Annotated in this window: 27 protein-coding genes and 2 pseudogenes; 18 read left to right on the forward strand and 11 right to left on the reverse strand. The window is 51.2% G+C overall.

Annotated elements, in window-relative coordinates; all coding sequences use genetic code 11:
• Window positions 1-140 precede the first annotated feature (140 nt).
• Both H4O27_RS01340 and H4O27_RS01345 read left to right on the forward strand, forming a co-directional pair.
• The gene (locus H4O27_RS01340) at window positions 141-440 is read left to right on the forward strand and encodes an ArsR/SmtB family transcription factor (protein WP_193004306.1); all 300 of its coding nucleotides are present in this window, start codon (window positions 141-143) and stop codon (window positions 438-440) included.
• A 99-nt stretch (window positions 441-539) separates the two neighbouring features.
• A complete protein-coding gene (locus H4O27_RS01345) occupies window positions 540-1,751 on the forward strand; it encodes an NADH:flavin oxidoreductase/NADH oxidase family protein (protein WP_165008608.1) in 1,212 nt (403 codons plus the stop codon).
• A gap of 112 nt (window positions 1,752-1,863) precedes the next feature.
• Here H4O27_RS01345 and lysA read toward each other — a convergent pair whose 3' ends face one another.
• A complete protein-coding gene (gene lysA, locus H4O27_RS01350) occupies window positions 1,864-3,084 on the reverse strand; it encodes a diaminopimelate decarboxylase (RefSeq protein WP_165008610.1) in 1,221 nt (406 codons plus the stop codon).
• A gap of 6 nt (window positions 3,085-3,090) precedes the next feature.
• Window positions 3,091-3,264, reverse strand: coding sequence for an LPS translocon maturation chaperone LptM (gene lptM, locus H4O27_RS01355; protein WP_095502428.1), 174 nt, complete (start codon window positions 3,262-3,264; stop codon window positions 3,091-3,093).
• Between the two features lie 70 nt (window positions 3,265-3,334).
• Here lptM and cyaY point away from each other — a divergent pair, with 70 nt between their 5' ends.
• On the forward strand, window positions 3,335-3,658 hold the full coding sequence (gene cyaY, locus H4O27_RS01360; RefSeq protein WP_165008612.1) for an iron donor protein CyaY: 324 nt from the start codon (window positions 3,335-3,337) through the stop codon (window positions 3,656-3,658).
• Between the two features lie 48 nt (window positions 3,659-3,706).
• Window positions 3,707-4,213: an S-ribosylhomocysteine lyase gene (luxS, locus tag H4O27_RS01365; protein ID WP_165008614.1), complete on the forward strand. Its 507-nt coding sequence runs from the start codon at window positions 3,707-3,709 to the stop codon at window positions 4,211-4,213.
• Window positions 4,214-4,767: 554 nt separating this feature from the next.
• On the opposite strand, the gene glnE is transcribed toward luxS, so the two are convergent.
• The 6 genes and pseudogenes from glnE to H4O27_RS01395 form a co-directional block, all read right to left on the reverse strand.
• Complete coding sequence (gene glnE, locus H4O27_RS01370) at window positions 4,768-7,467, reverse strand: bifunctional [glutamate--ammonia ligase]-adenylyl-L-tyrosine phosphorylase/[glutamate--ammonia-ligase] adenylyltransferase (protein WP_165008616.1); 2,700 nt, start codon at window positions 7,465-7,467, stop codon at window positions 4,768-4,770.
• A 200-nt stretch (window positions 7,468-7,667) separates the two neighbouring features.
• Window positions 7,668-8,184 (reverse strand): annotated as a pseudogene (locus H4O27_RS01375) (transposase); the annotation flags it as partial.
• 63 nt (window positions 8,185-8,247) lie between these two features.
• The gene (locus H4O27_RS01380; RefSeq protein ID WP_165008618.1) at window positions 8,248-9,045 is read right to left on the reverse strand and encodes a TIGR03915 family putative DNA repair protein; all 798 of its coding nucleotides are present in this window, start codon (window positions 9,043-9,045) and stop codon (window positions 8,248-8,250) included.
• Between the two features lie 76 nt (window positions 9,046-9,121).
• Window positions 9,122-10,381 carry a putative DNA modification/repair radical SAM protein gene (locus tag H4O27_RS01385; RefSeq protein ID WP_165008620.1) on the reverse strand — a complete coding sequence of 420 codons (1,260 nt, stop codon included), beginning with the start codon at window positions 10,379-10,381 and terminating at the stop codon, window positions 9,122-9,124.
• Window positions 10,382-10,526: 145 nt separating this feature from the next.
• The gene (gene mgtE / locus H4O27_RS01390) at window positions 10,527-11,984 is read right to left on the reverse strand and encodes a magnesium transporter (protein ID WP_165008622.1); all 1,458 of its coding nucleotides are present in this window, start codon (window positions 11,982-11,984) and stop codon (window positions 10,527-10,529) included.
• Window positions 11,985-12,487: 503 nt separating this feature from the next.
• A complete protein-coding gene (locus H4O27_RS01395) occupies window positions 12,488-13,417 on the reverse strand; it encodes a LysR family transcriptional regulator (protein ID WP_165008623.1) in 930 nt (309 codons plus the stop codon).
• A 189-nt stretch (window positions 13,418-13,606) separates the two neighbouring features.
• Here H4O27_RS01395 and H4O27_RS01400 point away from each other — a divergent pair, with 189 nt between their 5' ends.
• The 6 genes from H4O27_RS01400 to H4O27_RS01425 all read left to right on the forward strand — a co-directional run bounded on the left by H4O27_RS01400 (window position 13,607) and on the right by H4O27_RS01425 (window position 18,454).
• Complete coding sequence (locus tag H4O27_RS01400) at window positions 13,607-14,356, forward strand: Nif3-like dinuclear metal center hexameric protein (protein WP_165008624.1); 750 nt, start codon at window positions 13,607-13,609, stop codon at window positions 14,354-14,356.
• 124 nt (window positions 14,357-14,480) lie between these two features.
• A complete protein-coding gene (petA, locus tag H4O27_RS01405; protein WP_165008625.1) occupies window positions 14,481-15,062 on the forward strand; it encodes a ubiquinol-cytochrome c reductase iron-sulfur subunit in 582 nt (193 codons plus the stop codon).
• Between the two features lie 17 nt (window positions 15,063-15,079).
• Window positions 15,080-16,429, forward strand: a complete 1,350-nt coding sequence (locus H4O27_RS01410) for a cytochrome b (protein WP_165008626.1) — start codon at window positions 15,080-15,082, stop codon at window positions 16,427-16,429.
• Window positions 16,430-16,443: 14 nt separating this feature from the next.
• Window positions 16,444-17,232 carry a cytochrome c1 gene (locus H4O27_RS01415; protein WP_193004308.1) on the forward strand — a complete coding sequence of 263 codons (789 nt, stop codon included), beginning with the start codon at window positions 16,444-16,446 and terminating at the stop codon, window positions 17,230-17,232.
• 192 nt (window positions 17,233-17,424) lie between these two features.
• Window positions 17,425-18,030 carry a glutathione S-transferase N-terminal domain-containing protein gene (locus H4O27_RS01420; RefSeq protein WP_165008628.1) on the forward strand — a complete coding sequence of 202 codons (606 nt, stop codon included), beginning with the start codon at window positions 17,425-17,427 and terminating at the stop codon, window positions 18,028-18,030.
• Window positions 18,031-18,052: 22 nt separating this feature from the next.
• Window positions 18,053-18,454: a ClpXP protease specificity-enhancing factor gene (locus H4O27_RS01425; RefSeq protein WP_165008629.1), complete on the forward strand. Its 402-nt coding sequence runs from the start codon at window positions 18,053-18,055 to the stop codon at window positions 18,452-18,454.
• 106 nt (window positions 18,455-18,560) lie between these two features.
• Here the strand turns inward: H4O27_RS01425 and asd are convergent, their stop codons facing one another.
• Entirely contained in the window at window positions 18,561-19,673 is a 1,113-nt protein-coding gene (gene asd / locus H4O27_RS01430) for an aspartate-semialdehyde dehydrogenase (protein WP_165008631.1), read from the reverse strand.
• 149 nt (window positions 19,674-19,822) lie between these two features.
• Here asd and H4O27_RS01435 point away from each other — a divergent pair, with 149 nt between their 5' ends.
• The 4 genes from H4O27_RS01435 to H4O27_RS12900 all read left to right on the forward strand — a co-directional run bounded on the left by H4O27_RS01435 (window position 19,823) and on the right by H4O27_RS12900 (window position 21,238).
• Window positions 19,823-20,422: an RDD family protein gene (locus H4O27_RS01435; protein WP_165008632.1), complete on the forward strand. Its 600-nt coding sequence runs from the start codon at window positions 19,823-19,825 to the stop codon at window positions 20,420-20,422.
• A gap of 58 nt (window positions 20,423-20,480) precedes the next feature.
• Window positions 20,481-20,618, forward strand: a complete 138-nt coding sequence (locus H4O27_RS12890; protein WP_226883414.1) for a hypothetical protein — start codon at window positions 20,481-20,483, stop codon at window positions 20,616-20,618.
• A 98-nt stretch (window positions 20,619-20,716) separates the two neighbouring features.
• Window positions 20,717-20,902 (forward strand): ADP-ribosylglycohydrolase family protein, encoded by a 186-nt coding sequence (locus tag H4O27_RS12895; protein ID WP_226883480.1) that lies wholly within the window; start codon window positions 20,717-20,719, stop codon window positions 20,900-20,902.
• Window positions 20,903-20,905: 3 nt separating this feature from the next.
• Entirely contained in the window at window positions 20,906-21,238 is a 333-nt protein-coding gene (locus tag H4O27_RS12900) for a hypothetical protein (protein WP_226883562.1), read from the forward strand.
• Here the strand turns inward: H4O27_RS12900 and H4O27_RS01445 are convergent.
• Window positions 21,166-22,000: pseudogene (locus tag H4O27_RS01445) on the reverse strand (transposase). The gene H4O27_RS12900 and the pseudogene H4O27_RS01445 sit on opposite strands and share 73 nt — an antisense overlap.
• Window positions 22,001-22,173: 173 nt before the next feature.
• Between H4O27_RS01445 and H4O27_RS01450 the strand changes: the two are divergent.
• From H4O27_RS01450 to H4O27_RS01465, 4 genes are read left to right on the forward strand one after another with little or no spacing between them, the layout of a single operon-like run.
• On the forward strand, window positions 22,174-23,271 hold the full coding sequence (locus tag H4O27_RS01450; protein ID WP_165008633.1) for an FAD-dependent oxidoreductase: 1,098 nt from the start codon (window positions 22,174-22,176) through the stop codon (window positions 23,269-23,271).
• Window positions 23,272-23,293: 22 nt separating this feature from the next.
• On the forward strand, window positions 23,294-23,911 hold the full coding sequence (gene thiE / locus H4O27_RS01455) for a thiamine phosphate synthase (protein WP_165008634.1): 618 nt from the start codon (window positions 23,294-23,296) through the stop codon (window positions 23,909-23,911).
• 40 nt (window positions 23,912-23,951) lie between these two features.
• A complete protein-coding gene (thiS, locus tag H4O27_RS01460; protein WP_165008635.1) occupies window positions 23,952-24,146 on the forward strand; it encodes a sulfur carrier protein ThiS in 195 nt (64 codons plus the stop codon).
• Window positions 24,147-24,162: 16 nt separating this feature from the next.
• Window positions 24,163-24,951, forward strand: coding sequence for a thiazole synthase (locus H4O27_RS01465; RefSeq protein ID WP_165008636.1), 789 nt, complete (start codon window positions 24,163-24,165; stop codon window positions 24,949-24,951).
• A gap of 79 nt (window positions 24,952-25,030) precedes the next feature.
• Here the strand turns inward: H4O27_RS01465 and H4O27_RS01470 are convergent, their stop codons facing one another.
• Complete coding sequence (locus tag H4O27_RS01470) at window positions 25,031-25,777, reverse strand: HesA/MoeB/ThiF family protein (protein ID WP_165008637.1); 747 nt, start codon at window positions 25,775-25,777, stop codon at window positions 25,031-25,033.
• Window positions 25,778-25,787 lie beyond the last annotated feature (10 nt).

The following is a 25,787-nucleotide window of genomic DNA, read 5'->3' on the forward strand; positions in this document are numbered from 1 at the left end:
ATCGGGCAGCCTGAAAAACTGCACAATAATAAGATAATCCGACTGTCGAACGCTGATTTCCCTGACTTTATAATCCGTCTGTATTCTTGAACATATTGACTAAAATGACCGGCCAGATACCTATTTCTCAAGCAGAAGCCATGCAGCTTTTAAAAGAATGCATTCCGATTTTCACAGTCTTGTCGGATGAAAACCGTCATTTGATTTTGAAATTGCTGCTGGAAAACGGCGAAATGAACGTCAACCAACTCACTGAAAATCTACATCTTTCACGCCCTGCGGTTTCCCATCATCTTAAAATCATGCTGGCTGCCAATGTAGTGGGTGTCAGGCAAACCGGAAAAGAGCGGTTTTATGCGCTGGCCATGAAAGATGAAGTGGAAAAAATGGGGGCATTGGCGGATGTGTTGAAGTTTTATTGTCCTGCCCGAGCAGATTGATTTTCAAACAGGCTGCAACCCAAACACATTTTATTGACTTATCGTCTATAATTTGTATAATTAGTTTAAATTTTTAAACATGTAGACATAAGGTGAAAAATGCTGTTCCAACCATTTACTTTTCCCAACGGCATGACTGCCAAAAACCGTTTTTTCAAATCCGCGATGGAAGAACAACTCGCGCAAAACAGCCAACCCACGCAACAATTGGTGCATCTTTACCATACTTGGGCAACGGGCGGAGCAGGTGTCTTGGTCACCGGCAATGTGATGGTGGCGGAAAACGGTAAAGGTTCGATTAATGATGTGGTATTGAGCGATGATCGCAGTATGGCTGTGTTGCAGCGTTGGGCACAGGCCGGTAAACAAAACGGTACGCTCATTATCATGCAGATTAATCATGCCGGCAAACAATCGCCAAAAGCAGTAAACCGCGAGCCGGTTGCGCCAAGTGCCGTACCGTTGGTCGGGATGGATGGTTTTATCAATCCTCCCCGTGCCTTAAAAAACGATGAAATCGAAGCATTGGTGCAATCCTTTGTCCGTACCGCCCAATTGGCGGAACAGGCAGGTTTTTCGGGCGTACAAATCCATGCGGCACACGGTTATCTCATCAGCCAATTTTTGTCGCCGCATCACAACCGCCGTGATGACGAATGGGGCGGAAGTTTGGCCAACCGTATGAATTTTGTTTTGAAAATTTATCAAGGCATTCGGGCAAATGTCGGTAAGGATTTTCTGGTCGGAATCAAACTCAATTCGGCAGATTTCCAAAAAGGCGGATTTGATGAAAGCGAAAGCATTCAAGTCGTGCAAAAGTTATCTGAATTGGGCATTGATTTTATTGAAATTTCAGGCGGGAATTATGAAAGCCCGCAAATGCTGTCTGAAAAATCCAGCACACGCCGGCGTGAAGCCTTTTTTATCGATTATGCCGAAAAAGCCCGTAAAGTCAGCCGTGTACCGTTGATTATTACCGGCGGTTTCCGCTCGGAACAGGCGATGAATGAAGCCCTGCAAAGCGGTCATTTGGATATGGTGGGCGTGGCGCGTCCCTTTGCGCTTATGCCTGATTTGCCCAACCAAATTCAAAACGGCAACTATCAAACCGTAACAACCGAGCGCATTAAAACAGGTTTCCTCCCGGTGGACAATAAAATCGGCGCCGTATTGGAAATGGATTGGTATATGGCGCAAATGGCGTTAATCGGACAGGGGAAATCGCCCAATCCCAAGTTGTCGCCATGGAAAGTATTACTCAAAACCTTGTGGCAAAACGGTAAAGCGGGCCTTTCTACCGGACGCAGTTGATTTTCCTGTTTCTTGATTTTTTGTGGTTTTTTATTTACAAAAATATCAAAAGGCCGTCTGAAAGCTTAAATTCAACTTTCAGACGGCCTTTCGGTTTGCCAACACCAAATCCTTACAAACACGCCAATTCATTGGCCATTTGCTGCTCTAAGGTTTCGCGTTGCCGGATGAGTTTGGCCTCGCTGCCGTTGACCAACACTTCCGCCGCGCGGTTGCGGGCGTTGTAGTTGCTGGCCATGCTCGCGCCGTATGCCCCCGCGCTGCGCACAGCCAGCAAGTCACCGGCTTCGCAGGCGATTTGGCGGTTTTGGCCGAGAAAGTCGCCGGTTTCGCAAATCGGGCCGACGATGTCGGCGGTAAACGGGCAGATGTCTTTTTGTTCGACGTTTTCAATGTGGTGGTAAGCGTCGTAAAGGGCGGGACGCATGAGGTCGTTCATGGCGGCATCGACCATCACAAAATTTTTTTCTTCGCCGGCTTTGACAAATTCCACGCGAGTGAGCAGGGTACCGGCGTTGCCGACCAAGCTGCGGCCGGGCTCGAGAATCAGCTTCAAGTTGCGGCCGGCCAGGAGCCGGTGGATTTCGGCGGCATAGGCAGCCAAATCAGGCACGTTTTCGTCTTTATAAACAATGCCGATACCGCCGCCTAAATCTAAGTGTTCCAGCACAATGCCGTGCTCGGCCAAAGTATCGGCCAGCAGCAAAATGCGTTCGCAGGCTTCGACCAGCGGACTTAAATCGGTGAGTTGCGAACCGATGTGGCAGTCGATGCCGACGATTTTAAGATTCGGCTGTTTGGCGGCATGTTGGTAGGCAGCCAAAGCATCGGCATAGGCAATGCCGAATTTGTTGGCCTTCAGGCCGGTAGAAATATACGGGTGGGTTTTCGGATCGACATCGGGATTGACGCGCAACGACACGTGTGCGGTGGTGCCGAGTTTGGCCGCCACTTTTTGAATGCGGCCGATTTCGGGAATGCTTTCCATGTTGAAGCATTTTACGCCCGCATTCAGTGCGGATTCGATTTCGGCTTCACTTTTGCCGACACCGGAAAAAATCACTTTCGATGCATCGCCGCCGGCCGCCAAAACGCGCGCCAGCTCGCCGCCGGATACGATGTCGAAACCGCTGCCCAGCGCAGCAAAGTGTTTGATGATACTTAAATTGCCGTTGGCTTTGACTGCATAGCAAATCAGTGGGTCGAGCGCGGCAAAAGCGGAAGTGTAGGCGCCAAACGCTTCAGTCAGTGCGGCTTGGCTGTAAACATACAGCGGCGTGCCGAATTCTTCGGCCAAATGAGTATGGGGGACTTGTTCGCAATAAAGTGTCATAATCGTTTAATCTGGTGATTGGGTGGTGGGTTCTTTGGAGTTGCGGTTAAATTCGAGGCCGGTTTGAATCACGCCGAAACGCGCTTTGTCGCCTTCCTTAGGTAGATACAAATCGCCTTTATAACCGCAGGCCGACAGCAAAACCGCCGCCGCAACCGATAAAAATACGCAGGATTTCATAGGAAAACTTCCGTGTTGAGCGTGAATGTGGCAAGATTGAGTATCTTAAACAAAAAACACACAAAAAGCCATGATGACCGAGAGTGAATTTATCCGCCACACGGAAGAATTGTTCAACCGCATCGAGGATCAAATCGATGAAAACGGCTGGAATTTCGATTGCCGGTTTGCCGGAAACGTATTGACCATCGAAGCCGACGACGGCACGCAGATTATCGTCAACCGCCACACGCCCAATCAGGAATTGTGGATTGCGGCCAAAAGCGGCGGTTACCATTTCACCGAAAAAGACGGCCAATGGTTGTCCACCCGCGACAACAGTGAATTTTTCGCCGTATTAAACGATGCCTTGAGCGCAGCTTCGGGCGAAGACGTTGCCGTGGCTGGGCTGTAAACTGACCGCCTGATTCGACTTTTCATAAAAGCATTTAAGGAAAAGACCATGCCTTTATTAGACAGTTTCAAAGTTGACCACACCCGCATGCACGCACCTGCCGTGCGCGTGGCCAAAACCATGACCACCCCGAAAGGCGACACCATTACCGTGTTCGACCTGCGTTTCTGTATTCCGAATGAAGAAATTTTGCCGGAAAAAGGCATTCATACGCTGGAGCATTTGTTTGCCGGTTTTATGCGCGACCATTTGAACAGCAGCGATGTGGAAATCATCGATATTTCGCCGATGGGCTGCCGCACCGGTTTTTACATGAGCCTAATCGGCACGCCGTCTGAAAGCCAAGTTGCCGAAGCGTGGCTGGCGTCGATGAGCGATGTGTTGAACGTGCAAGACCAAAGCAAAATTCCGGAATTGAACGAATACCAGTGCGGTACTTATCAAATGCACTCGCTCGCCGAAGCGCAAGGCATTGCCGAAAACGTATTGGCGCGCAAAGTGGCCGTCAATAAGAACGAAGATTTGGCTTTGGACGAAAGCTTGCTGAACGCGTAAGCGGGGTTGACGTCATGATAAAAGGCCGTCTGAAAAGATATTTTTCAGACGGCTTTTTTTATCGGAACATTTTCTTAATTATTTGATTTTATTCAATAAATATGGTATCATTATGGTTAGAAAAAAATTCTTTCACTGTTACTTTAAAAAGGAAACATAAAATGAAAATTATAGCTAAAATGAAAAATTGGTTGGAACCTATTTTTAACATAAAAGCTTCCATTGATAAAGCTTTATCATATGGATAAATTATACCATAAATTTTTATAAAAATCAATATATTAAAAATCATATTCTTGATATAAAAAATAATTTTTCGCTATAAGTTATTTTTTATATCATTTATTAGTCTGAAACAAATTCAAGCGAAGCCTATTCTTGTCATGCTTCATTTAGCTCTACATTGTTTTGAAAATAATCAAAAATTTTCCGCAAACAACCTAATAGAACCAAACAGCAGCCTTCCATTGACCAGAAAGTAAGGGGAATGGGGTTTATCATGCTTCATTCGCTTTACTGTAAATCATCATTTATCTACAAAGCCCAGTCCCCTTTCAGACGGCCTTTACCCCCTGTTTCGCTTCTTCTCCGAACACCTTCAGCCACAGTTTGCGAACGCTTTCATAATGTCTCAGTAAAACGTCATTCACTTCCACTTTGCCGACATCGCGCAGCTTGGTGTTGTGCTGCTGTTGGCGGTAGAAGCGGTAGGCGGTGCGGCTTTTTTCGGCCAGTTGTTTGTCGATCAAACCGCAGTCGGCGGCGATGTTTAAAAGCGCGATGTTACCGTAGTTGTCGAGCAATTCGGGGTGTTGGCGGGCGTGTGCCAAAATCAGGTACTGCACGATGAATTCGACATCGACCACTCCGCCGCGTGCGTATTTGACGTTGCTGTCGGCAGGCGGATGGGTGGAGAACATTTTTTCGCGCATCTCGATGATTTCGCGTGCCAGCTTGGCGGTGTCGCGTTCGGTGGTGAGAATATCGGCGCGGATGCGGTCGAAGGCCGTCCGAATCTCGGGCATGCCGCAGATAAAGCGGGCGCGGGTGAGGGATTGGTGTTCCCACGTCCAAGCGTTTTCGCGTTGGTATTTTTCAAAAGCGGCCACGCTTTGGGCGAGAAAACCGCTGTCGCCGTCCGGGCGCAGGCGCACATCGACATCGTAGAGCGTGCCTGCGCCGGTAGGGGCGGAAAGCCAGTTGGTCAGGCGGCGGGCAAAGCGGATATACACGTCTTGCGCGTAAGGATCATTGTCGTCAAACAGGTAAACCAAGTCTAAATCCGAGGTATAGCCCAATTCTTTGCCGCCGAGCTTGCCGTAGCTGATGACGGCAAATTGCGGCGTATCGCGGTGTTTTTTCGGCATATCGGCCCACACGAGCGGCAGCGCGGCGGCAATCACGGTGTCGGCCAGCGCGGAGAGTTCGTCGGAGAGGGCTTCAATCGTCCACAATCCGGCCAAGTCCTGTACCGCCAAACGGAAGAGTTGGGCATGTTGGAAATGGCGTAATATGTCCATTTGCGCTTCGGTGTCGTGTTTGCAGTTGTTGAGGCCGTCTGAAAGCTCTGCGGCCAGCTTCGGCCAATCGAAATCGGTTTCAAGCAGTTGGGTGCTGATCAGTTCGTCGAGCAGAATCGGGTATTGCGTGAGATAAGCGGCAACCCACGAGCTTTGGCTCATGATTTCGGCCAGTTGCTGCAGGGTTTGCGGGTGTTCGTTGAGAAAGGCGAGATAAGACGAGCGTCGGCTGATGTTTTCCAGAAAATCCATCAGGCGCATAAAAGTGTCGGTAGGGTTGGGTTGGGCGGCGGCGGCCTGCATAAAGGCAGGCACCATCGCATCGAAACGCGGCTGTGCCTGCGCCGACAAATGGCGGTATTTGTGGCTGCCGCGCAATTGGTCGAGTCGGGCAGCCACGCTGTCGGCATGGAACCCGTGTTCGTTCAGGCGTTGGGCGCGTTCTTCTTCATCCGGCGCTTCCTGCCAAGCCCACAGCCATTCGTGGTTGCTTTCGTCGATTTCGCTTTCCGAACCGCTCAAAATTTCGTTAAACAAAGCATTCACGCGGCTGCGGTGGGCATTGAGGCCGTCTGAAAAAGCGGCGTAATCGGCAAAACCCATGCTTTCGGCCAGCAATTGCCGCTGCTCGGACGTGGTCGGCAGGGTTTGCGTTTGCTGGTCTTCCCAGTATTGCAGGCGGTGTTCGACATCGCGCAAAAAGCGGTAGGCTTCCAGCAGCGCAACGACTTGTCCGTTCGGGATAATGCCCGATTCTTCCAGTTTCAACAGCGTTTCCTGCGTGCCTTTCAATTGCAGCGCACGCATTTGCCCGCCGCGTATCATTTGGAAAATCTGCGCGATAAATTCGACTTCGCGGATGCCGCCCGCGCCGAGTTTCACATTGTCTGCCAAGCCTTTTTTGCTGACTTCGTTGCGGATTTGGCGGTGCAGGCTGCGCATGGCGCTGTAGGCGTTGTAGTCCAAATATTTGCGGAACACAAACGGGCGGATTAAGCTTCCAATGTCGTTCGGATACGGCGTCACCACACGGCCTTTGCACCACGCATAGCGCTCCCATTCTCGCCCTTGCTGAATCAAATATTGCTCTAAGGCCGTTTCGCTCAATACCAGCGCGCCTGAATCGCCGTCCGGCCGCAAGCGCATGTCGACGCGGAACACCCGGCCGTCGTCGGTGACATCGTTCAACAGCGCAATCAGCTTCTTGCCCACGCGCGTGAAAAATTCCTGATTGTCGCGGTCGCGCTTGCCGTTGGTCGAGCCTGATTCGGGATACACAAAAATCAAATCAATGTCGGACGATACGTTCAACTCGTAACCGCCGGCCTTACCCATCGCCACCACGCTCAAATGCTGCGGCTCGCCCGTGTAGCGGCCGATGGGCGTGCCGTGTATGTCTTGATAATAGGCATAGGAAAAATCCAGTGCCATATTGATGGCAAAATCGGCAAACAGCGTAACCGTGCGTGTCACTTCGTCCAAATCGCTCAAACGATTCACATCGCGCACGATAATTTGCGACACCACATAGCGGCGCAACTCGCGCAACTGCTTGGCCAACTCTTCTTCGTTTTCATCGGCGCGGATTTTGTCCCAATCGGCAAAGGTTTGGAAATCTTCCATGCTTAAAACTTTTTTCAGCATGGGATGAAAAATTTCCGCTTTCAGACGGCCTGAATCTAAATTGCGGGCGAGAAACGGAGAATAGCGGCGGGCGGTATCGAGCAGGTCCATGATAGTGGGGAGGCGGGAAGGGGAAAGATTTATCATAGCAAAGAAAACAGGCCGTCTGAAAGGGTTTCAGACAGCTTTTAAAAGCTAAATCGGTAATTGTTGAATATACTGTAACCTGTCCCTTTCCCGTCCGGCGGAGGAAGGGGCGGATTTTGGGTCTTTCAGTTTCATTAAAGGTGATGACTGCAATATCCATCCACTCTGTTGTCTTTGCCTTTGCCGGAGACGGTTTCGCCGGTGATACCCTCCTCATCGGTTTCAATGGCCTGACGTTGTTTGCCGCCGGCGGTTCGGATGAGGCGGCGATAACGGCGGCTTTTTCTACTTTTAAGCCTTTTTCGGTTAATCGGTTCCGACGGATAAGGCAGAGTTTGGTCTTGCGCTAACCGGTAGCGGCAGCGGCAGAGTGTGCTGTGGTCGGGAATGCCCGGTTCGTCGAAGCCGCAAAGAGGTTGGAGTCGATACGGGTAATCAAGTTGTGTTCGAGTTCGGAGTCGGATAGGCTGTGCCATTGGCCGATCAGGACTGTTTTGAACATGTAGGGCAGGAATAGGCAGGACGTCCGCGGTGGTTGGGAATGCAGCGGTTTTTTTGTTGCCGGAGACAGGTATGGATGGGTTGCCAATCGATGGCCTGGTTGATTTTGGGCAGCGGGAAACGGTTGACGCCCTTGATGGCAATGATGGTTTGGGCGGTTTGTTGGAAAAAGCTGCTGATGGGAAATCCTCTAAATTCGGTTTAGGGGAATTTAGAGGATTTTTGGGGCAAAGTTATCGGCCTTTATTCACGCAACATCGGCCGCTTTTCCGTCAGGTAACGCCAATAGCGCTGCGGCATCATTTGCCGGTGTTGGCGCAGGTTGATACGCGAAGTGACGGTGGCACTTTTGAAATAACGTTGCCACAGCTTCTGATAATGCCGTTCGCGATCGGATGGGGCGGCGTGTTCGCCGGAAGTATCCAAATCACGGATTTGATGCACCGCGGTTTTGTCGAAATACACGCCGTATCTGCGGCCGACATCGAAAATCAGCCATTGCATGCCGGAGTAGCGGTTGCGGAAAAAACGCGTAATCAGCGGCAGGATATCAAATTGCGGCTCGATGCGGGCGATGTAAACGGGATCGGGTTTGCCCTGCACATGGTATTCTTCAAAGCGGACAAACGCTTCCATGTGGTGCTTTTCGCGGCTGACGGTTTTCACCCATTGCGCCCACTGCATCACATCGGGGTGGCCGTAGTCGCTGAGAATATTCGGGCGGTCGGGATGCGCCAATGCCAGACGGACAATACGCAGGAAGGTGTCGGGCATGTCTTTGTCGTTGACGAGGAAACCGTAAATCAGCGTTTGGATGCCGCATCTGCCCAGTTGCCGCTGCAAACGCTCGAGTACGCGCGCGGCATGTTCGGGGCTGTTGGCCACAGATACGGTATGGCCGAACAAATCGGCATCGTTGGGGTCGGCGGTAATGTGCACGCAATCGGGCGGATATTTGCCGGCATACACGGTAAACACCGCGCTGAGCAAACCGTCGAAGCTGCCGTCGTAGAGTAAGGTGTATTGGTCGGGTGCGGTCATGATTGCTTCTCACCAAAGAGGCCGTCTGAAACATGTGTCGCAAAGCGGTTTTAGGCGTTCAGACGGCTTGTTATGTTTATCCGAACAAATCCCCCTGCACCGCATCGCTTTGCATGAATTTCGAGCAGGTCTGCTGCAACAACAGGCTGCGTAAATTCGGGCTGTCGATTAAGGCCGCGTAGCGGTTGGGTTCGGGCAGGGTGATGAAATAGCGTGCGCGGTTGAGGGCAATGCCCATTTTCACCAACTGCGCCCACGCCAACATGCGGAAGCGGCGTGCCTGCACAATGCGTTTGGCCGATTTTATGCCGATGCCGGGCACGCGCAGAATCATTTCCAGCGGTGCATGCTGCAAGTCCACGGGAAAATAAGCGCGGTGGCGAAGCGCCCAAGCCAGTTTGGGATCGAAGTCCAAATCGAGAAACGGCTGCTCGCGGTCGAGAATTTCATGGTCGGCAAAACCGTAAAACCGCATCAGCCAATCGGCTTGATACAGACGGTTTTCGCGCCGCAGCGGCACTTGCGCCGATAAAGGCGGCAGGCGGCTGTCTTCCAGCACCGGCACATAGCCCGAGTAATACACGCGCTTGAGACCGTAGTTTTGATAGAAGCGTCCGGCAGCGTGGATAATTTGGCGGTCGTTTTCGCCGCCGGCGCCGATGATGAGCTGCGTGCTTTGTCCCGCCGGTGCGAATTTCGGCGTGGATTTGATGGTGTTGCGGCTGTCGGCGGTAGCGGTGATTTCGTTTTTGACAAACAGCATGGGCCGGATGATATCGGTGTGTTTTTTCTCAGGAGCGAGCCGCTCTAAACCCGAAACGGTGGGGATTTCCATATTGATGCTCAAGCGGTCGGCGTAGCGTCCGGCTTCCTGCAGGATTTCGTCCGATGCTTTGGGTATGGCTTTGAGGTGTATGTAGCCGTTGAAGCGGTGTTCGGTGCGCAGTTTTTTGGCGATGCGTACCAAGCGTTCCATGGTGTAGTCGGCGTTTTTGAAAATACCCGAACTGAGAAACAGCCCTTCGATGTAGTTGCGCCGGTAAAAATTCATGGTCAAATCGACCACTTCTTCCACCGTAAACGCGGCGCGCGGAATGTCATTGCTGCGGCGCGACACGCAATAGGCGCAATCGTAGATGCAATGGTTGGTCAGCAGGATTTTGAGCAATGAAACGCAGCGGCCGTCTTCAGTGAAACTGTGGCAGATACCCGTGCGTGACGAATTGCCCAAGCCGCCGTCGTTTTTGCGCGAACTGCCGCCGGATGAGCAGGATACATCATATTTGGCCGCATCCGCCAAAATCGCCAGCTTGCGGTTGATTTTATCGTAATTCATATCCAAAGCTAAGAAAAATATTATTTTTTTAATTATAAAACATTATTTTTATTTAGTCTTGTAAGATTTTATTTAGTTTGAATGGCGAAAAAGGCCGTCTGAAACATATTATTCAGACGGCCTTGATGCCTGTATTAAATCTATTTTAAAGCAGGAAGATGGTCGCCAAACCTAAGAAAATCAGGAAGCCGCCCGAGTCGGTGACAGCGGTAATCAGCACAGAGCTGCCCAGCGCCGGGTCGCGGCCGGCTTTATCGAGTACCACCGGAATCAATACGCCGACGGTAGCGGCCAAGAGCAGGTTTAAGGTCATCGCGGCAACCATCACCAAGCCTATGCCCAAATTGCCGTACAATACCCACGATACCAAGCCCATCACGCTGCCCCACAAGATGCCGTTGACCAAGGCTACGCCGACTTCTTTTTTCAGCAGTTTGCTGGCTTGGATGCCGGTAATCTGGCCGACCGCCATCGCGCGCACAATCATAGTAATGGTTTGGTTGCCCGAGTTGCCGCCGATACCGGCTACAATCGGCATTAAGGCGGCTAAGGCAACGATTTTTTCGATGCTGCCTTCAAACGCGCCAATCACGCGGCTGGCGAGAAAGGCGGTACACAGGTTGATGGCGAGCCACATCCAGCGGTTTTTCACTGAATCCAAAATCGGTGCAAACAAGTCTTCTTCTTCCTGCAAACCGGCCATGTTTAACATGTCGGCTTCAGATTCTTCACGGATCACATCGACGATTTCGTCAATGGTGATACGGCCGATGAGCTTTTTGTTTTCATCAATCACGGGCGCAGTCACCAAGTCGTAGCGTTCGAACGCTTGCGCGGCTTCTTCGACGTTATCGTCAGGACGGAAGCGCACCACATCGGTGGCCATTACGTTTTCCACCAATTCTTCAGGGTCTGCCACCAGCAGGCTGCGGATGGTCAACACACCTTTGAGAATATCGTTTTCATCAACCACGAAAATTTTGTCGGTATGGTCGGGCAGGCTTTCAAAACGGCGCAGGTAACGCAGCACCACTTCGCAAGTTACGTCGGCGCGGATGCTGACCAGTTCGAAGTCCATAATCGCGCCGACTTGGTCGTCTTCATACGACATCGCCGCCTGAACCTGCGCGCGCTCTTCTTCGTCACGGGTTTGCAGGGCTTCATAAACCACTTGGTGCGGCAAATCGTCGGCCAGTTCGGCCAATTCGTCGGCATCCAAATCATCGATGGCGGCGAGCAGCTCGTCTTTGTCCATCGATTCAATCAGTGTTTCGCGGACGGAATCGGACACTTCCAGCAAGATTTCGCCGTCGTCTTCCGGTGCAACCAACAGCCAAACGATGTTACGTTCGCGCTGCGGCAGCGATTCGAGCACATCGGCGACGTCGGCAGGGTGCAATTCGCTCAATAAGACGGTCAGTTCGGTGAACTTTACGCGCAGGGCTTCGTCTTCAATCGGCGTGCCGGCTTCGATTTGCGGGAAAGCGGGTTCGAGAATTTCACACAGCGCGTGGATAAGGCCGAAATCGGCGGCAATGCGTTCGACATCGCTTTCACCGGCATCAGCGGCTTCGTGGATTTTGTGTTCTGGTTCGTGGCTCATAAATGCTCCGCCCGCCGTGCGGTAGAGCATTCGGCGGGATTAGTGAAGGGCGTTGCGGATGGCGTCTTCAGCCAATAAACTACTGGGAAGGTCCATGACGGGTAAGTCTGCGTGAGACAAGAGTGATAAACGGGGCGTATTCTACACTTTTTTGAGGCGGCTTACTATTCTTTACATCATAGGCCGTCTGAATAGGTTCAGACGGCCCGGGATCTTTGAAAACGCCCCGTCTTTGGCACATTTCTTCGCTATGCGCTGCTCGAAAACTTACCTGTCCTAAATGATAGGTCTGTGCCTCCTGTGCCGCGCTCACTTCGAACTCTACTCAAATCCGGGATTTTGAAAAGGTTTAAATATATGATTTTATTTAAGAAAAAATAACATAATAAAATCATATTGATGAATTTGGATAGGTGGTAGAAAAGAATAAACTATATCAACCAAATAACAAGGCCGTCTGAAAGGAAATAGCCTTTCAGACGGCCTCTTTGATGAACACCAAATTATTTCATTTCCAACACGCTCAAGCCGGATAAATCGGCAAAGCTGCGATCGCGCACGATTTGGCAGAAATTATCGATATAGCTTTTGTGTACGTCTTCCGTGCGCATGGCGGCGTAGAGTTCGCTGCGTAGGCCGTCTGAAGTGATTTTGCATGAGGTGACATAGCCTTTTTCCAAATAAGGCATCACCGTCCAATAAGGCAGGGCGGCAATACCGCGGCGGCTGGCGACCAATTGGATAATCGCGATGGTGAGTTCGCTGTGGCGGCGCGGGGGATTGACGCCTTTCGGTTTCAATACTTTTTTTACCAAATCCAACATGTCATCGGGAACGGGATAGGTAATCAGCGTTTCGTCGGAAAAATCTTCCGCTTCCCAAATATTCTTATGATTCAGAGGATGGTCTTTGGCGCAAATGCCGACCATTTCATAAGAAAACAGCGGGAAATAAGTGATGCCCGTTTGAGGCTCGGCTTCGGAAACAATCGCCACATCGGCACGGTGTTGCAGCAGCAAGCCGACCGGATCGACGTGGAAACCGGAAACAATATCCAATTCGACTTGCGGCCACAGCGGACGAAATTCACCCATTGCGGGCATCAGCCAATCGAAACAGGTATGGCATTCCACCGCTACGCGCAACTCACCCGCTTCGCCTTCGATAATCTGCGCCAAATCGCGTTCGGCAGTGGCTACCTGCGGCATTAAATCACGAGCCAGTTGCAGTAGGCGTTCACCGGCCGGTGTGAAGCGCAAGGGAGTGGACTTGCGTTCAAACAAAGGCGTGTCGTAATAGTTTTCTAAAGCGCGGATTTGGTGCGACAGAGCCGATTGGGTCAGAAAAACGCGTTTGGCCGCCAAGGAAACACTGCCGGTTTCTTCCAATGCCAGCAAGGTTTTTAAATGTCGCAGTTCAATAATCGAATCCATGGGGGTCCGTTCAGACGGCCTTTGTTTGTGAAGTGTGAATATTAAAATAATTCATGTTGATGTGCAAACGGTTAATAATCAAATGTGTAAATGAGAACGGCTGTTTATTTAAGTGTAATGATTGAAAAGCGCAGGGGATTTTCAGATAAAATGCGCTACTTTAGAAGAATGTAAGCAAAGGAAGACAATATGGCGACACGTCAGGAAATATTGGATTGGTGCCGAGAAAATCTGCAAGTGAACCTGTTTAAAGACTATGCGCCCAACGGCTTGCAGGTCGAAGGGCGTGAAACGGTCAACAAAATCGCGACATCGGTAACCGCCAGTAAAGCGGCGATTGATTTTGCCGTCGAACAAGGCGCAGATATGTTGCTGGTGCATCACGGCATGTTTTGGAAAAGCGAGCCTTTGACGATTACCGGCTGGAAAAAAGAGCGTATCGAAACATTATTGCAACACCAAATCAATATGGTCGGCTACCACCTGCCTTTGGATGCGCATTCCGAATGGGGCAATAATGCGCAATTGGCGGCTTTACTGGGTTGGGAATTGGATTACCAGTGCGGTGATCAAAACCTGTTGAATGTGGGCCGTCCGAACACACCGCAAACCTTACGGCAGCTTTCAGACGGCATGGCCGATAAATTGCAGCGCCAGCCGGTTGTCGTGGGCGACATGAATCGCGAAATCAAACGCATTGCGTGGTGTACCGGCGGTGCGCAAGGCTTTTTTCAGACGGCCGTTGACGAAGGGGTTGATGCTTATGTGACCGGTGAAATTTCCGAAGCGCAATACCATTTGGCCAACGAATGCGGTGTGGCGTTTATCAGCGCCGGCCATCATGCAACCGAGCGTTACGGCGTGCAGGCGCTGGGCAAGGCGATTGCAGATGTCTTTAATGTAGAAATATGTCGCTTTGACGAACAAAACCCTGCCTGAATATTGAGAAATATCACAAAATCTTTACCTTATTTTAAATAATGCTTTGAGTATTACGACAAACTAGGTAGAATTACACTGTTTAATGGCTCGGTATTCCCAAAATTCTTAGGACGACTGAATAATGGATAATCAAGAAATCAATAACGGCCGCCGCCGTTTCCTGACACTCGCAACCTGCGGTGCGGGCGGTGTCGCCGCCTTGGGCGTGGTAACGCCTTTCGTGGCAAGTTTTTTCCCGTCGGAAAAAGCCAAAGCCGCCGGTGCTGCCATTGAAGTAGATGTCAGCAAAATCGAAGCAGGCCAATTACTTACCGCCGAATGGCAAGGCAAACCGATTTGGGTGCTCAACCGTACGGAACAGCAGCTCAAAGACATGAAATCGCTCGACAGCCAGCTGGCCGACCCCGCTTCGGACGCAGACCAGCAGCCTGAATACGCTAAAAACGCAACCCGTTCGATTAAACCGAACATTTTGGTTGCCATCGGTATCTGTACCCACTTGGGCTGCTCGCCGACCTTCCGTCCCGACATCGCCCCGGCCGACTTGGGTGCCGATTGGAAAGGCGGCTTCTTCTGCCCTTGCCACGGCTCGAAATTCGACCTGGCCGGCCGCGTATATAAAGGTGTTCCTGCACCAACCAACCTCGTCGTGCCGCCTTATAAATATCTGAGCGACACCATCGTCTTGGTTGGCGAAGACTAAAAATAAGGAACTGAACTATGGCAAACCAAACCAATAGCAAATCAAAAGCATTGCTGGACTGGGTGGACGCACGCTTCCCCCTGACCAAAATGTGGAATGACCATGTCGGTCAATACTACGCACCGAAAAACTTCAACTTCTGGTATTTCTTCGGCTCGCTGGCACTTTTGGTGCTGGTGATTCAAATCGTCAGCGGCATCTTCCTGACCATGAACTACAAGCCGGACGGCAACCTGAACAGCTACCATCTGCCTGCCGCCTTTACCGCAGTCGAATACATCATGCGCGACGTATCCGGCGGCTGGATTATCCGCTACATGCACTCTACCGGTGCATCGTTCTTCTTTATCGTGGTTTATCTGCACATGTTCCGCGGCTTGGTGTACGGTTCGTACAAAAAACCCCGCGAACTGGTGTGGATTTTCGGCTCGCTGATTTTCCTGGCACTGATGGCTGAAGCCTTTATGGGCTACCTGCTGCCTTGGGGTCAGATGTCTTACTGGGGCGCACAGGTAATTATCAACCTGTTCTCCGCCATTCCGGTAATCGGCCCAGACCTTTCCACTTGGATTCGCGGCGACTTCAACGTATCCGACGTTACCCTCAACCGCTTCTTTGCCCTGCACGTGATTGCCGTGCCGCTGGTATTGATCGGCTTGGTGGTTGCCCACTTGATTGCCCTGCACGAAGTCGGTTCCAACAACCCTGACGGCGTGGAAATCAAAAAACTGAAAGACGAAAACGGCGTACCTTTGGACGGCATTCCGTTCCACCCTTACTACACCGTTAAAGACATATTGGGCGTTGTGGTATTCCTGATCGTATTCTGTGCCGTATTGTTCTTCGCACCGGAAGGCGGCGGCTACTTCCTCGAAGCGCCTAACTTCGATGCAGCCAACCCGTTGAAAACCCCGCCGCACATTGCGCCGGTATGGTATTTCACTCCGTTCTACGCCATTTTGCGTGCCATTCCTTCTTTCCTCGGCACACAAGTTTGGGGCGTAATCGGCATGGGTGCAGCCGTGGTTCTGATTGCCCTGCTGCCTTGGCTGGATAAAGGCGAAGTTAAATCCATCCGCTACCGCGGCCCGATTTTCAAAACCGCCGTTGTCCTGTTCATCATTTCCTTCATCGGCTTGGGTATCTTGGGCGCAATGGTTGCCACCGACACCCGCACGCTGGTTGCACGAATCCTGTCTGTCATCTACTTTGCGTTCTTCTTGGGCATGCCTTTCTACACCAAGCTGGACACCAACAAAGAAGTACCGCAACGTGTAACCATGAGCACCGGCAAACAAAAAATCATGTTCTTTGTTTATGCCGCGATTACCGCAGTAGGTGCTTACCTGTTTGCAACCAATATCTGATGAGGGCAGCTAAAATGAAACAAACGCTTAAAAACTGGTTTGCTGCCTTGCTGTTGGCAGTACCGATGAGTGCAGCAGTTGCTTCCGGCGGCCATGCTGCGTATGAAAAAGTCGATATCGACCTGCGCGACCAAGTCAGCCTGCAACGAGGCGCACAGATTTTCACCAACTACTGCCTGTCTTGCCACTCTGCAAGCGGCATGCGCTTCAACCGTCTGAAAGACATCGGTTTGTCTGATGAAGAAATCAAGAAAAACCTGATGTTCACCACCGACAACGTCGGCGATGTGATGATGGGTGCAATGAACCCGAAAGATGCGCAAAAATGGTTTGGTGCCGCACCGCCTGATTTGACGCTGATTGCCCGTTCCCGCGGCGCAGACTACCTGTACGCCTACATGCGCGGCTTCTATAAAGACCCTACCCGTCCGAGCGGCTGGAACAACACCGTATTCGACAAAGTAGGTATGCCGCACCCATTGTGGGAACAACAAGGCGTGAAAGCTGTCGAGCTGGATGCCAAAGGCCAACCGGTTTGGGTTGAAAACGAACATGGTGTCAAAGAGCCTAAACTCTACTGGGAATCCACCGGCCTGCACAGCCGCCGCCTGCCAAATGGCAAAGTAATTGAAAAAGAATACGACGCTTACGCTCGTGATTTGGTCAATTTCTTGGTGTACATGGGTGAGCCGGTGCAGTTGCAACGCCATCGTACCGGTTACATCGTGATGATTTTCCTGCTGGCAGTGATGTTGCCATTGGCTTACTTCCTGAAGAAAGAATTCTGGAAAGACGTTCACTGAGAAGCACGATAAAAAGCAAGCCTGCGGGCTTGCTTTTTTGTGTTAGTAGAATGGAAATTCTGAAAAATAATTAATAAAAATAAAGCATTAACTTGATTTCCTAGCTTTAAATCACGCAATCGTATATAATCAGGCCATTAACTTTATATATAGGCCGTCTGAAAGGCGGTATGCAATTAGGAGCCAAACGCTATGATGACTTTATATTCAGGCATTACTTGCCCGTTTAGCCAGCGCTGCCGTTTCGTGTTGTACGAAAAGGGTATGGATTTTGAAATCAAAGATGTCGATATTTTTAACAAGCCGGAAGATTTGGCGGTAATGAATCCGTATAACCAAGTGCCGGTATTGGTCGAGCGCGATTTGATTTTGTATGAATCAAACATCATCAATGAGTACATTGACGAGCGTTTCCCGCATCCGCAATTGATGCCGGGCGATCCCGTGATGCGCGGTCGCGGCCGTTTGGTTTTATACCGCATGGAAAAAGAGTTGTTTAGCTTAGTGAAGATTTTGGAAAATGCTGAATCTACCAATAAAGAGCAAGCCAAAGCGCGTGAAGCTATCGGCAACGGCTTGACTTTGTTGGCTCCGGCATTCTCGAAAAACAAATACATCTTGGGTGATGAATTTTCGATGATTGATGTTGCCTTGTCACCATTACTGTGGCGTTTGGATTATTACGACATCAAATTGGGTAAAACCGCCGCCCCATTGTTGAAATACGCCGAACGCATTTTCCAACGCGAAGCCTTTATCGAAGCTTTGACGCCGGCTGAAAAAGCCATGCGCCGTTAATTGCTGATTTCAAGGAGGGCAGATGACTGCCAGTACCAAACCTTATTTAATCCGTGCCTTATATGAATGGTGTTTGGATAACAACCAAACGCCGCATATCGTTGCGTGGGTAAACGAGCATACCCGCGTGCCGATGCAGTATGTGCGCGAAAACGAGATTGTTTTAAACATCGGCCAAGCTGCCAGCCATAATTTGAACATCGATAACGAATGGGTTAATTTCTCTGCCCGTTTCGGTGGCGTTGCACACGATATTTGGATTCCGGTAGGGCATATTGTCAGCATTTTCGGTAGGGAGAGCGGCGAAGGCATGGGCTTTGAGGTCGAGCCTTATGCGCCTGATGAAGCCAATAAAGCAGTTGAGCAGAAACCTGCTGCTGAAGCAGAATCTAAACCGAAAAAAGGTTTGAAGTTGGTGAAATAAAGCTTTCCTAAAAGAATAAAATAAAAGGCCGTCTGAAAATTTCAGACGGCCTTTTAATGATAAAAAGGGTAACGGGTTTTAACCGCTGCTCTTTTGTTTATCTGTTTTACAGATTGCCTAAGATAATGCGCAATACGCGGCGCAACGGTTCGGCGGCACCCCACAGTAATTGGTCGCCAACGGTAAACGCGCTGATGTATTCGCCGCCCATGCCCAGCTTGCGGATACGGCCGACCGGTACGTTCAGTGTGCCGGTTACAGCGGCAGGAGTCAGGTCGTTCATGCTGGTTTCTTTTTTATTCGGCACCACTTTCACCCAATCGTTGGCTTCGGCCAAAATGCGTTCGATTTCTTTGATTGGCAAGTCTTTTTTCAGTTTCAACGTAATGGCTTGGCTGTGACAACGCATAGAGCCGATGCGCACGCATAAGCCGTCAATCACAATTGGCTGCTCAGTGCCCAAAATCTTGTTGGTTTCCACGCCGCCTTTCCATTCTTCTTTGGATTGACCGTTGCCTAAGTCGGCATCAATCCAAGGAATCAGGCTGCCGGCCAAAGGTACGCCGAAATTGGCTTTGGGATAGTCTTGGCTGCGTAGGAAGTCGGAAACTTTGCGGTCGATGTCTAAAATGGCGCTGGAAGGGTCGGCCAATTCATCGGCTACTTGTGCTTTGATAGCACCCATGCCTTCAATCAGTTCGCGCATGTTTTTCGCGCCGGCGCCGGAAGCGGCTTGATAGGTCATGCTGGTAGCCCATTCGACCAAATCGTTTTGGAACAAGCCGCCCAATGCCATCAGCATCAGGGAAACGGTGCAGTTGCCGCCGACGTAGTTTTTCACACCGTTTTTCAGGCCGTCATCAATGACGTTGCGGTTAACCGGGTCTAAGACGATAATAGCATTATCAGCCATGCGCAAAGAAGAGGCTGCATCAACCCAGTAGCCGTTCCAGCCGCTGTCGCGCAGTGGTTGGAAAACCGCTTTGGTGTAATCACCGCCTTGGCAGGTTACGATGATGTCCATTTTGGCCAGTTCGGCCACATCATTGGCATCCAGCAGAGTTTTGACTGCTTGGCCGAAATCAGGGGCGGTGCCGCCGGCGTTGGACGTGGTGAAGAAATACGCTTCAGGAATGTGGGCGAAATCGTTTTCTTCTTTCATGCGTTGCATCAATACTGAGCCGACCATGCCGCGCCAACCAACGAAACCTACTTTCATTCTGTGCTCCTTGAGGGAAATTGTTAACAAAATTCTGAAATGAATAAAGTAAGTGTTTTAACGCCGTCTGAAAAAAATGTAAAGGTTTTTATTGAAATTTTTGCAAATGCGCAAATATGCGTGTTTAAATCTCATTAAAAGGTGAACGTATGAATGATATGAATTCGATGCCGTCTGAAATGATGGGGCAACAAATTGAAGTGGATTTGGCGCCGCCAATGAAGCGGATGGGAGCGGTAATCCTCAATAGCGTGTTGAATATTGCTGCGTATATTCCGCTGATTATTTCGGTATTGACCGGCGAGAGCGGCTATTTGCAGCGTGCCAGCGCGTCAAAAGAAATAACCTTGCCCGAAATCAACATGACTTGGCTGATGATTGGCATTGCGGTGTTGGTGATCTATGGTGCGGTGCAGATTTATTTTATGAGCAAAGACGGCCAATCATTGGGTAAAAAAATGTTGGGCATTCGGGTGTTGAAAACCGATGGCACCAATCCCGGGTTTTTCGGTACGGTATTTATGCGCGAAGCGGCCTATTACTTTTTATTGGGCTTGGCCGCGGGTGTTATTGCGTATGTCGCCCAATCAATTACCGGTAATCCCGATATGTTTGATTTGTTGAGTAATTTTATACAGCTTGCTGCTTATGTGGCGTGTGTGGTGATGCTGTTTAAAGTGAAAAGCGACCGCCGCACTTTGCAGGATTATTTGGCTAATACTGTGGTAGTGGAATTGCCAAAGCGTTAAGAAATGAGGCTGTCTGAATGTTTCAGACGGCCTTGTGTGATGTACGGGAGACAATACGTTGGGCGCGTTCATTGGCGATATTGTCGGTTCGCCGTTTGAATGTAATCCTTATAAACACACTGATTTCGAGCTGTTTGGTGCCGAGGCTGATTTTACTGATGATACGGTTGTGCCGTTGCCGTTGCCGATTGGGTGAATCAAGGTTGTCCGGATCATTTGGCGGCTATTTTGCAAAGCTGGTGCCGTCGTTAGCCCAATTCGAAAAGTGCATATGGCGGGCGGTTCCGTGAATGGATTTTTCAGGAAAGTCCGCAACCGTATGGCAGTTGGGGTAATGGATCGGCTATGCGCGTGTCGGCGGTAGGGTGGGCATTTGATAATTTGAAAGATGTATTGCATTATGCCGTGCAATCTGCCGTCGTCACGCACAATCATCCTGAAGGCATTAAAGGTGCACGGGTTGTAGCTGCGGCGATTTAGTGGGTGAGAATCGGGCAGGGTAAGGCGTTTATCCGTGCGCAAATTTCTGAGCGATTCGGCTACGATTTGAATCGGACGTGTGATGATGTTCGCCCGGATTATCAGCCCGAGACCTTTGCAAAATTCCCTTTCCCAAACAATAAAGATTACTTGAGTTATCAAGTAACCTTTATTTCTCCTCCAAACACACAGATTTCCCCAAGTTTCCCTAAATTCCCCCGAATCCTGCCGCCCAAGCGCCCGATTTCCCGGGTGCTCCCTTTTCAGGCAGCAGGCGCAATGAGGCTGAGTTTGTTTGCCGCTTCGGGCAAATTCAAACACACCGCTTTCAAATGACTTTGCGCATTCGCTTTCCGTAAGCCGAAATATGTTGCCCTATGGCAATAGCAGCGGAATTTGCGGTGCAAGGTACCGAAACCCTGTTCCGCCGCATAACGGGTATTTGATAAGTATCGGTTGCGTTGTTTGCCTTCATCTGTTAAGGGACGCCACGGCGGGCTTTCCGCATGATGCCGTCTGAAAGTTTTTTTGTTGTTTAAGCATTGCAGCCTTTGCCGGCATATACGGCGGTGTATTCGGTTATGCCGTTCAATAAAGGTTCGAAGTGGCGGCACTCGTGTTCGTTGGCGGGGCTGACATGCAGTTGGCCGGTACAGCCTTCTTGGCCGGTACAGGTGTTGTTTGCCGCCGGTAGTTTGGATGATGGCGGCGTCGATAACGGCGGCGGCTTTTTCTACTTTTAAGCCTTTGCCGGTTAATCGGTTCCGACGGATAAGGCAAAGTTTGGTCTTGCATTAACCGGTTGCGGCAGCGGCAGAGTGTGCTGTGGCCGGGAATGTCCGGTTCGCCGAAGCCGCAGAAGAGGTTGGGGACGATACGGGTAATCAGGCTGTGTTCGAGTTTGGGGACGGAGAGGCTGTGCCATTGGCCAGTCAGGACGGCTTTGAACATGGAGGGCAGGGAATAGGCCAGACAGCCGTGGTGGTCGGGGAAGCAGCGGTTTTTTTGTTGTTCGAGACAGGTATGGATGGGTTGCCAATCGATGGCTTGGTCGATTTTGAGCAGCGGGAAGCGGTCGATGCCCTTGATGGCAATGATGGTTTGAGCGGTTGTTGGAAAAAGCCGCCCAAAAAAATCCTCTAAATTCGGTTTAGGGGAATTTAGAGGTTTTTTTTGGGGGGCGGGGTTGCAAAGGTTTCAGGCCTTTATCCGTATCATTAAATTGTTTACAATGCCATACGGTCATTTTTTAATTTAATAAAGAGCAAAAGATGAAACACATCGCAATATTGGGCGGCGGCTTATCCGGTCGTTTAACCGCATGGGGTTTGGCGCAGCAAGGCTTTGAAGTGTCGCTGTTTGATAAGGGTACGCGTACGGGGGAGCAGGCAGCGGCTTATGTGGCGGCGGCGATGCTTGCGCCCTTGGCCGAATCGGTGGAAGCCACGCCGTTGGTGGTGGCGCTCGGGCGGCAAAGCATGGATTTGTGGCGCGACATCACAAGCAGTCTGAAAACGCCGGTGTTCCATCAGGAAAACGGCAGTTTGATTGTGTGGCATGGGCAGGATAAACCTTTGTCGCGCGATTTTCAGCAGCATTTAAGCCGCGCCAATCAAGGGGAGAACCCGACTGTGCGCTGGTGTGCCGCCGATATTGCCGATCATGAGCCGCAACTGGCCGGTCGTTTTTCAGACGGCCTGTATCTGCCTGGCGAAGGCCAGTTGGATAACCGCCAAGTGCTGGTGTCGTTGGCGGATACGCTGGAAGACATCGGTGTGCATTGCCATTGGCAGGAAGTGTGTGAAGTGGCTGATTTGCAAGGATTTGACGGTATTGTCGATTGTCGCGGCTATGGTGCCAAAGCGCGTTGGAACAGGCCGTCTGAACCGAGCCGTTTGCGCGGTGTGCGCGGTGAAGTGGCGCGCGTTTATGCGCCCGAAGTCAGTCTGAACCGTCCGGTTCGCCTGCTGCATCCGCGTTATCCGCTCTATATTGCGCCGAAAGAAAATCATTTGTTTGTGATTGGTGCGACTCAATTGGAAAGCGAAAGCGAGGCGCCGGCCAGTGTGCGTTCGGGGTTGGAGTTGTTGTCGGCGCTGTATGCCGTGCATCCGGCTTTTGGTGAGGCCGAAATCCGCGAAATTGCTGTCGGCTTGCGCCCGACTTTACACCATCATAATCCGGAAATCCGTTATCATGAGGCATCGCGTTTGATTGAAGTAAACGGCCTGTTCCGCCACGGTTTTATGATTTCGCCGGCAGTGGCAGGTGCAGCAGTGCGCTTGGCGGCCAACCTGTTCGACGGCGGTGAGATTGCCGAATCCGATGCCGAAACCGGCTTGGATTATGTGCGCTTGGCGGCCGTCTGAAAACTATATAAGGAAACCTAAAATGCAGTTCCCAAAATTAGTTAACCCTTTGAAATTTTACGCAGTCGTTCCGACTGCCGACTGGGTCGAGCGTATGGTGAAAGCCGGTGCGGATACGGTGCAGTTGCGCAATAAAGATTTGAGCGGCGATGACTTATACCGTGAAATCGAACGCTGCGTTGCCGTCTGCCGAGGCAGCGATGCCCAGCTTTTCATCAACGACCACTGGCAAATGGCGGTGAAAGCGGGCGCGTATGGCGTGCATTTGGGGCAAGAAGACATGGATACCGCCGATTTGGCTGTCATTGAAGCCGCCGGATTGCGCTTAGGTTTGAGTACACACTCGGTAAGCGAACTTGACCGCGCTTTGTCGGTGAATCCGAGCTATGTGGCCAGCGGTGCGATTTTCCCGACCACGACCAAGCAAATGCCGACTGCGCCGCAAGGTTTGGATAACCTGCGCCAATATGTGCAGCAGGCGGGTGATACGCCGGTAGTGGCCATCGGTGGTATTGATTTGAATAATGCGCGCGAAGTGTTGGCGACAGGTGTGGCATCGCTGGCGGTGGTGCGTGCGGTTACCGAAGCGGCAGACCCTGAAGCAGCGGTTAAAGCGTTTCAGGCTTTGTGGGATGAATAAGCCGTCTGAAACGTTTCAGACGGCCTCAAGGAAAGTTGGCATGAACATTAAACTTAACGGTAAAAGTTTTGAATTTTCAGGGAAAAACGTTGCTGATTTGATGGCGGAAGTCGAGCCTGCGAAGCCGTTTGCCGTGGCTGTAAACACGCAATTTGTGTCTAAAGGCGTGTATGGGAAAACGCTTTTAAACGAAAACGATGCAGTCGATATTGTACGCCCGGTGGTCGGCGGTTGAAGCGGAAAGGAACATCATGTTGAATCTTTATGAAGAATCGTTTGCTTCGCGCCTGCTGCTCGGGACAGCGGCTTATCCGACGCCGGAAGTATTGCGCCAGTCGGTCGAAGCGGCCAAACCCGGCATGATTACTGTATCACTGCGCCGTGCGGGCTCGGCAGGTGAAGCGCACGGGCAGGGTTTTTGGGATTTGTTGCAGCAAATGAATGTGCCGGTGCTGCCCAATACGGCCGGTTGCCAAAGCGTGCAGGAAGCCGTGGCCACGGCGCAAATGGCGCGGGAAGTGTTTGAAACCGATTGGATTAAATTGGAATTAATCGGTGATGATGATACCTTGCAGCCCGATGTGTTCCAATTGGCCGAAGCGGCGAAAATCCTGATTAATGATGGTTTTAAAGTGCTGCCGTATTGCACCGAAGATTTAATCGCCTGCCGCCGTTTGCTTGATGCCGGTTGTCAGGCATTGATGCCGTGGGCGGCACCGATTGGCACCGGCTTGGGTGTGGTACATGAATATGCGCTGAAAGTGTTGCGCGAACGTTTGCCCGACACGCCGCTGATTATCGATGCGGGTTTGGGTTTGCCGTCTCAAGCGGCGCAGGTAATGGAATGGGGTTTTGACGGCGTGTTGCTCAATACAGCCGTGTCACGCTCGGGCGATCCGGTGAATATGGCGCGCGCATTTGCATTTGCTACCGAAGCGGGACGCGCCGCATTCGAAGCCGGGCCGGTGCAAGCGCGCGAACAGGCACGGGCGAGTACGCCGACAGTCGGACAGCCGTTTTGGCATTCGGCTGAATATTGATTGAAGTGGCCGGCATAAGGAAAGAGGCCGTCTGAAAAGAGTCGTTTAAACCTTTTCAGACGGCCTTTCCGTATTTAAATCAATGTTGGCCGCACACGCGGCAATCGGGGTTTTTCTCGAATTCAAATTTCTGCCAATCGCCCGACAAGCCGTCATACACACGCAGGCAGCCGTGTTGGGCGGTGCCGCTGCCCATCAGGATTTTCAAGGCTTCGGCGGCTTGGCCGGTACCGATGATGCCGACCAAGGGTGAGAATACGCCGAATAAGGCGCAGGCGCCGTCGCTGGCGGAATCGCCGTCAAACAGGCAGGCGTAGCAGGGCGAGCCTGCCAAGTCGGGACGGTATACGGCAAGCTGGCCTTCGAAGCGCACCGCCGCGCCGGAAACCAAAGGTGTGCGCGTGGCTACGCTGGCGCGGTTGACGGCTTGGCGTGTGGCGAAATTGTCGCAGCAATCCAAGATAATGTCGGCGTGTTGCAGCAATTCGGTTAAGCGCGCTTCGTCGAGTGCTTCGGTGATGGCGGTGATGTCCACCGCGCTGTTAATCGCGTTCAGACGGCCTGCCATCACTTCGGCTTTGCTGCGGCCGATGTCGGCTTCGGTGAACATGATTTGGCGTTGCAGGTTGCTGTCGTCGATGGTATCAAAATCGGCGATGGTCAGGCGGCCGATGCCGGCGGCGGCGAGATAGGGCAGCGCGGCGGCACCGAGTCCGCCGCAGCCGACCACCACAGCATGGGATTGTAATAATTTTTCTTGGCCTTCAATGCCGATTTCGTCCAATAAAATGTGGCGGCTGAAGCGTAAGAGTTGGGCATCGTTCATAGTATCGCTT

Source organism: Neisseria yangbaofengii (genome assembly GCF_014898075.1).
GTDB classification, from domain to species: domain Bacteria; phylum Pseudomonadota; class Gammaproteobacteria; order Burkholderiales; family Neisseriaceae; genus Neisseria; species Neisseria yangbaofengii.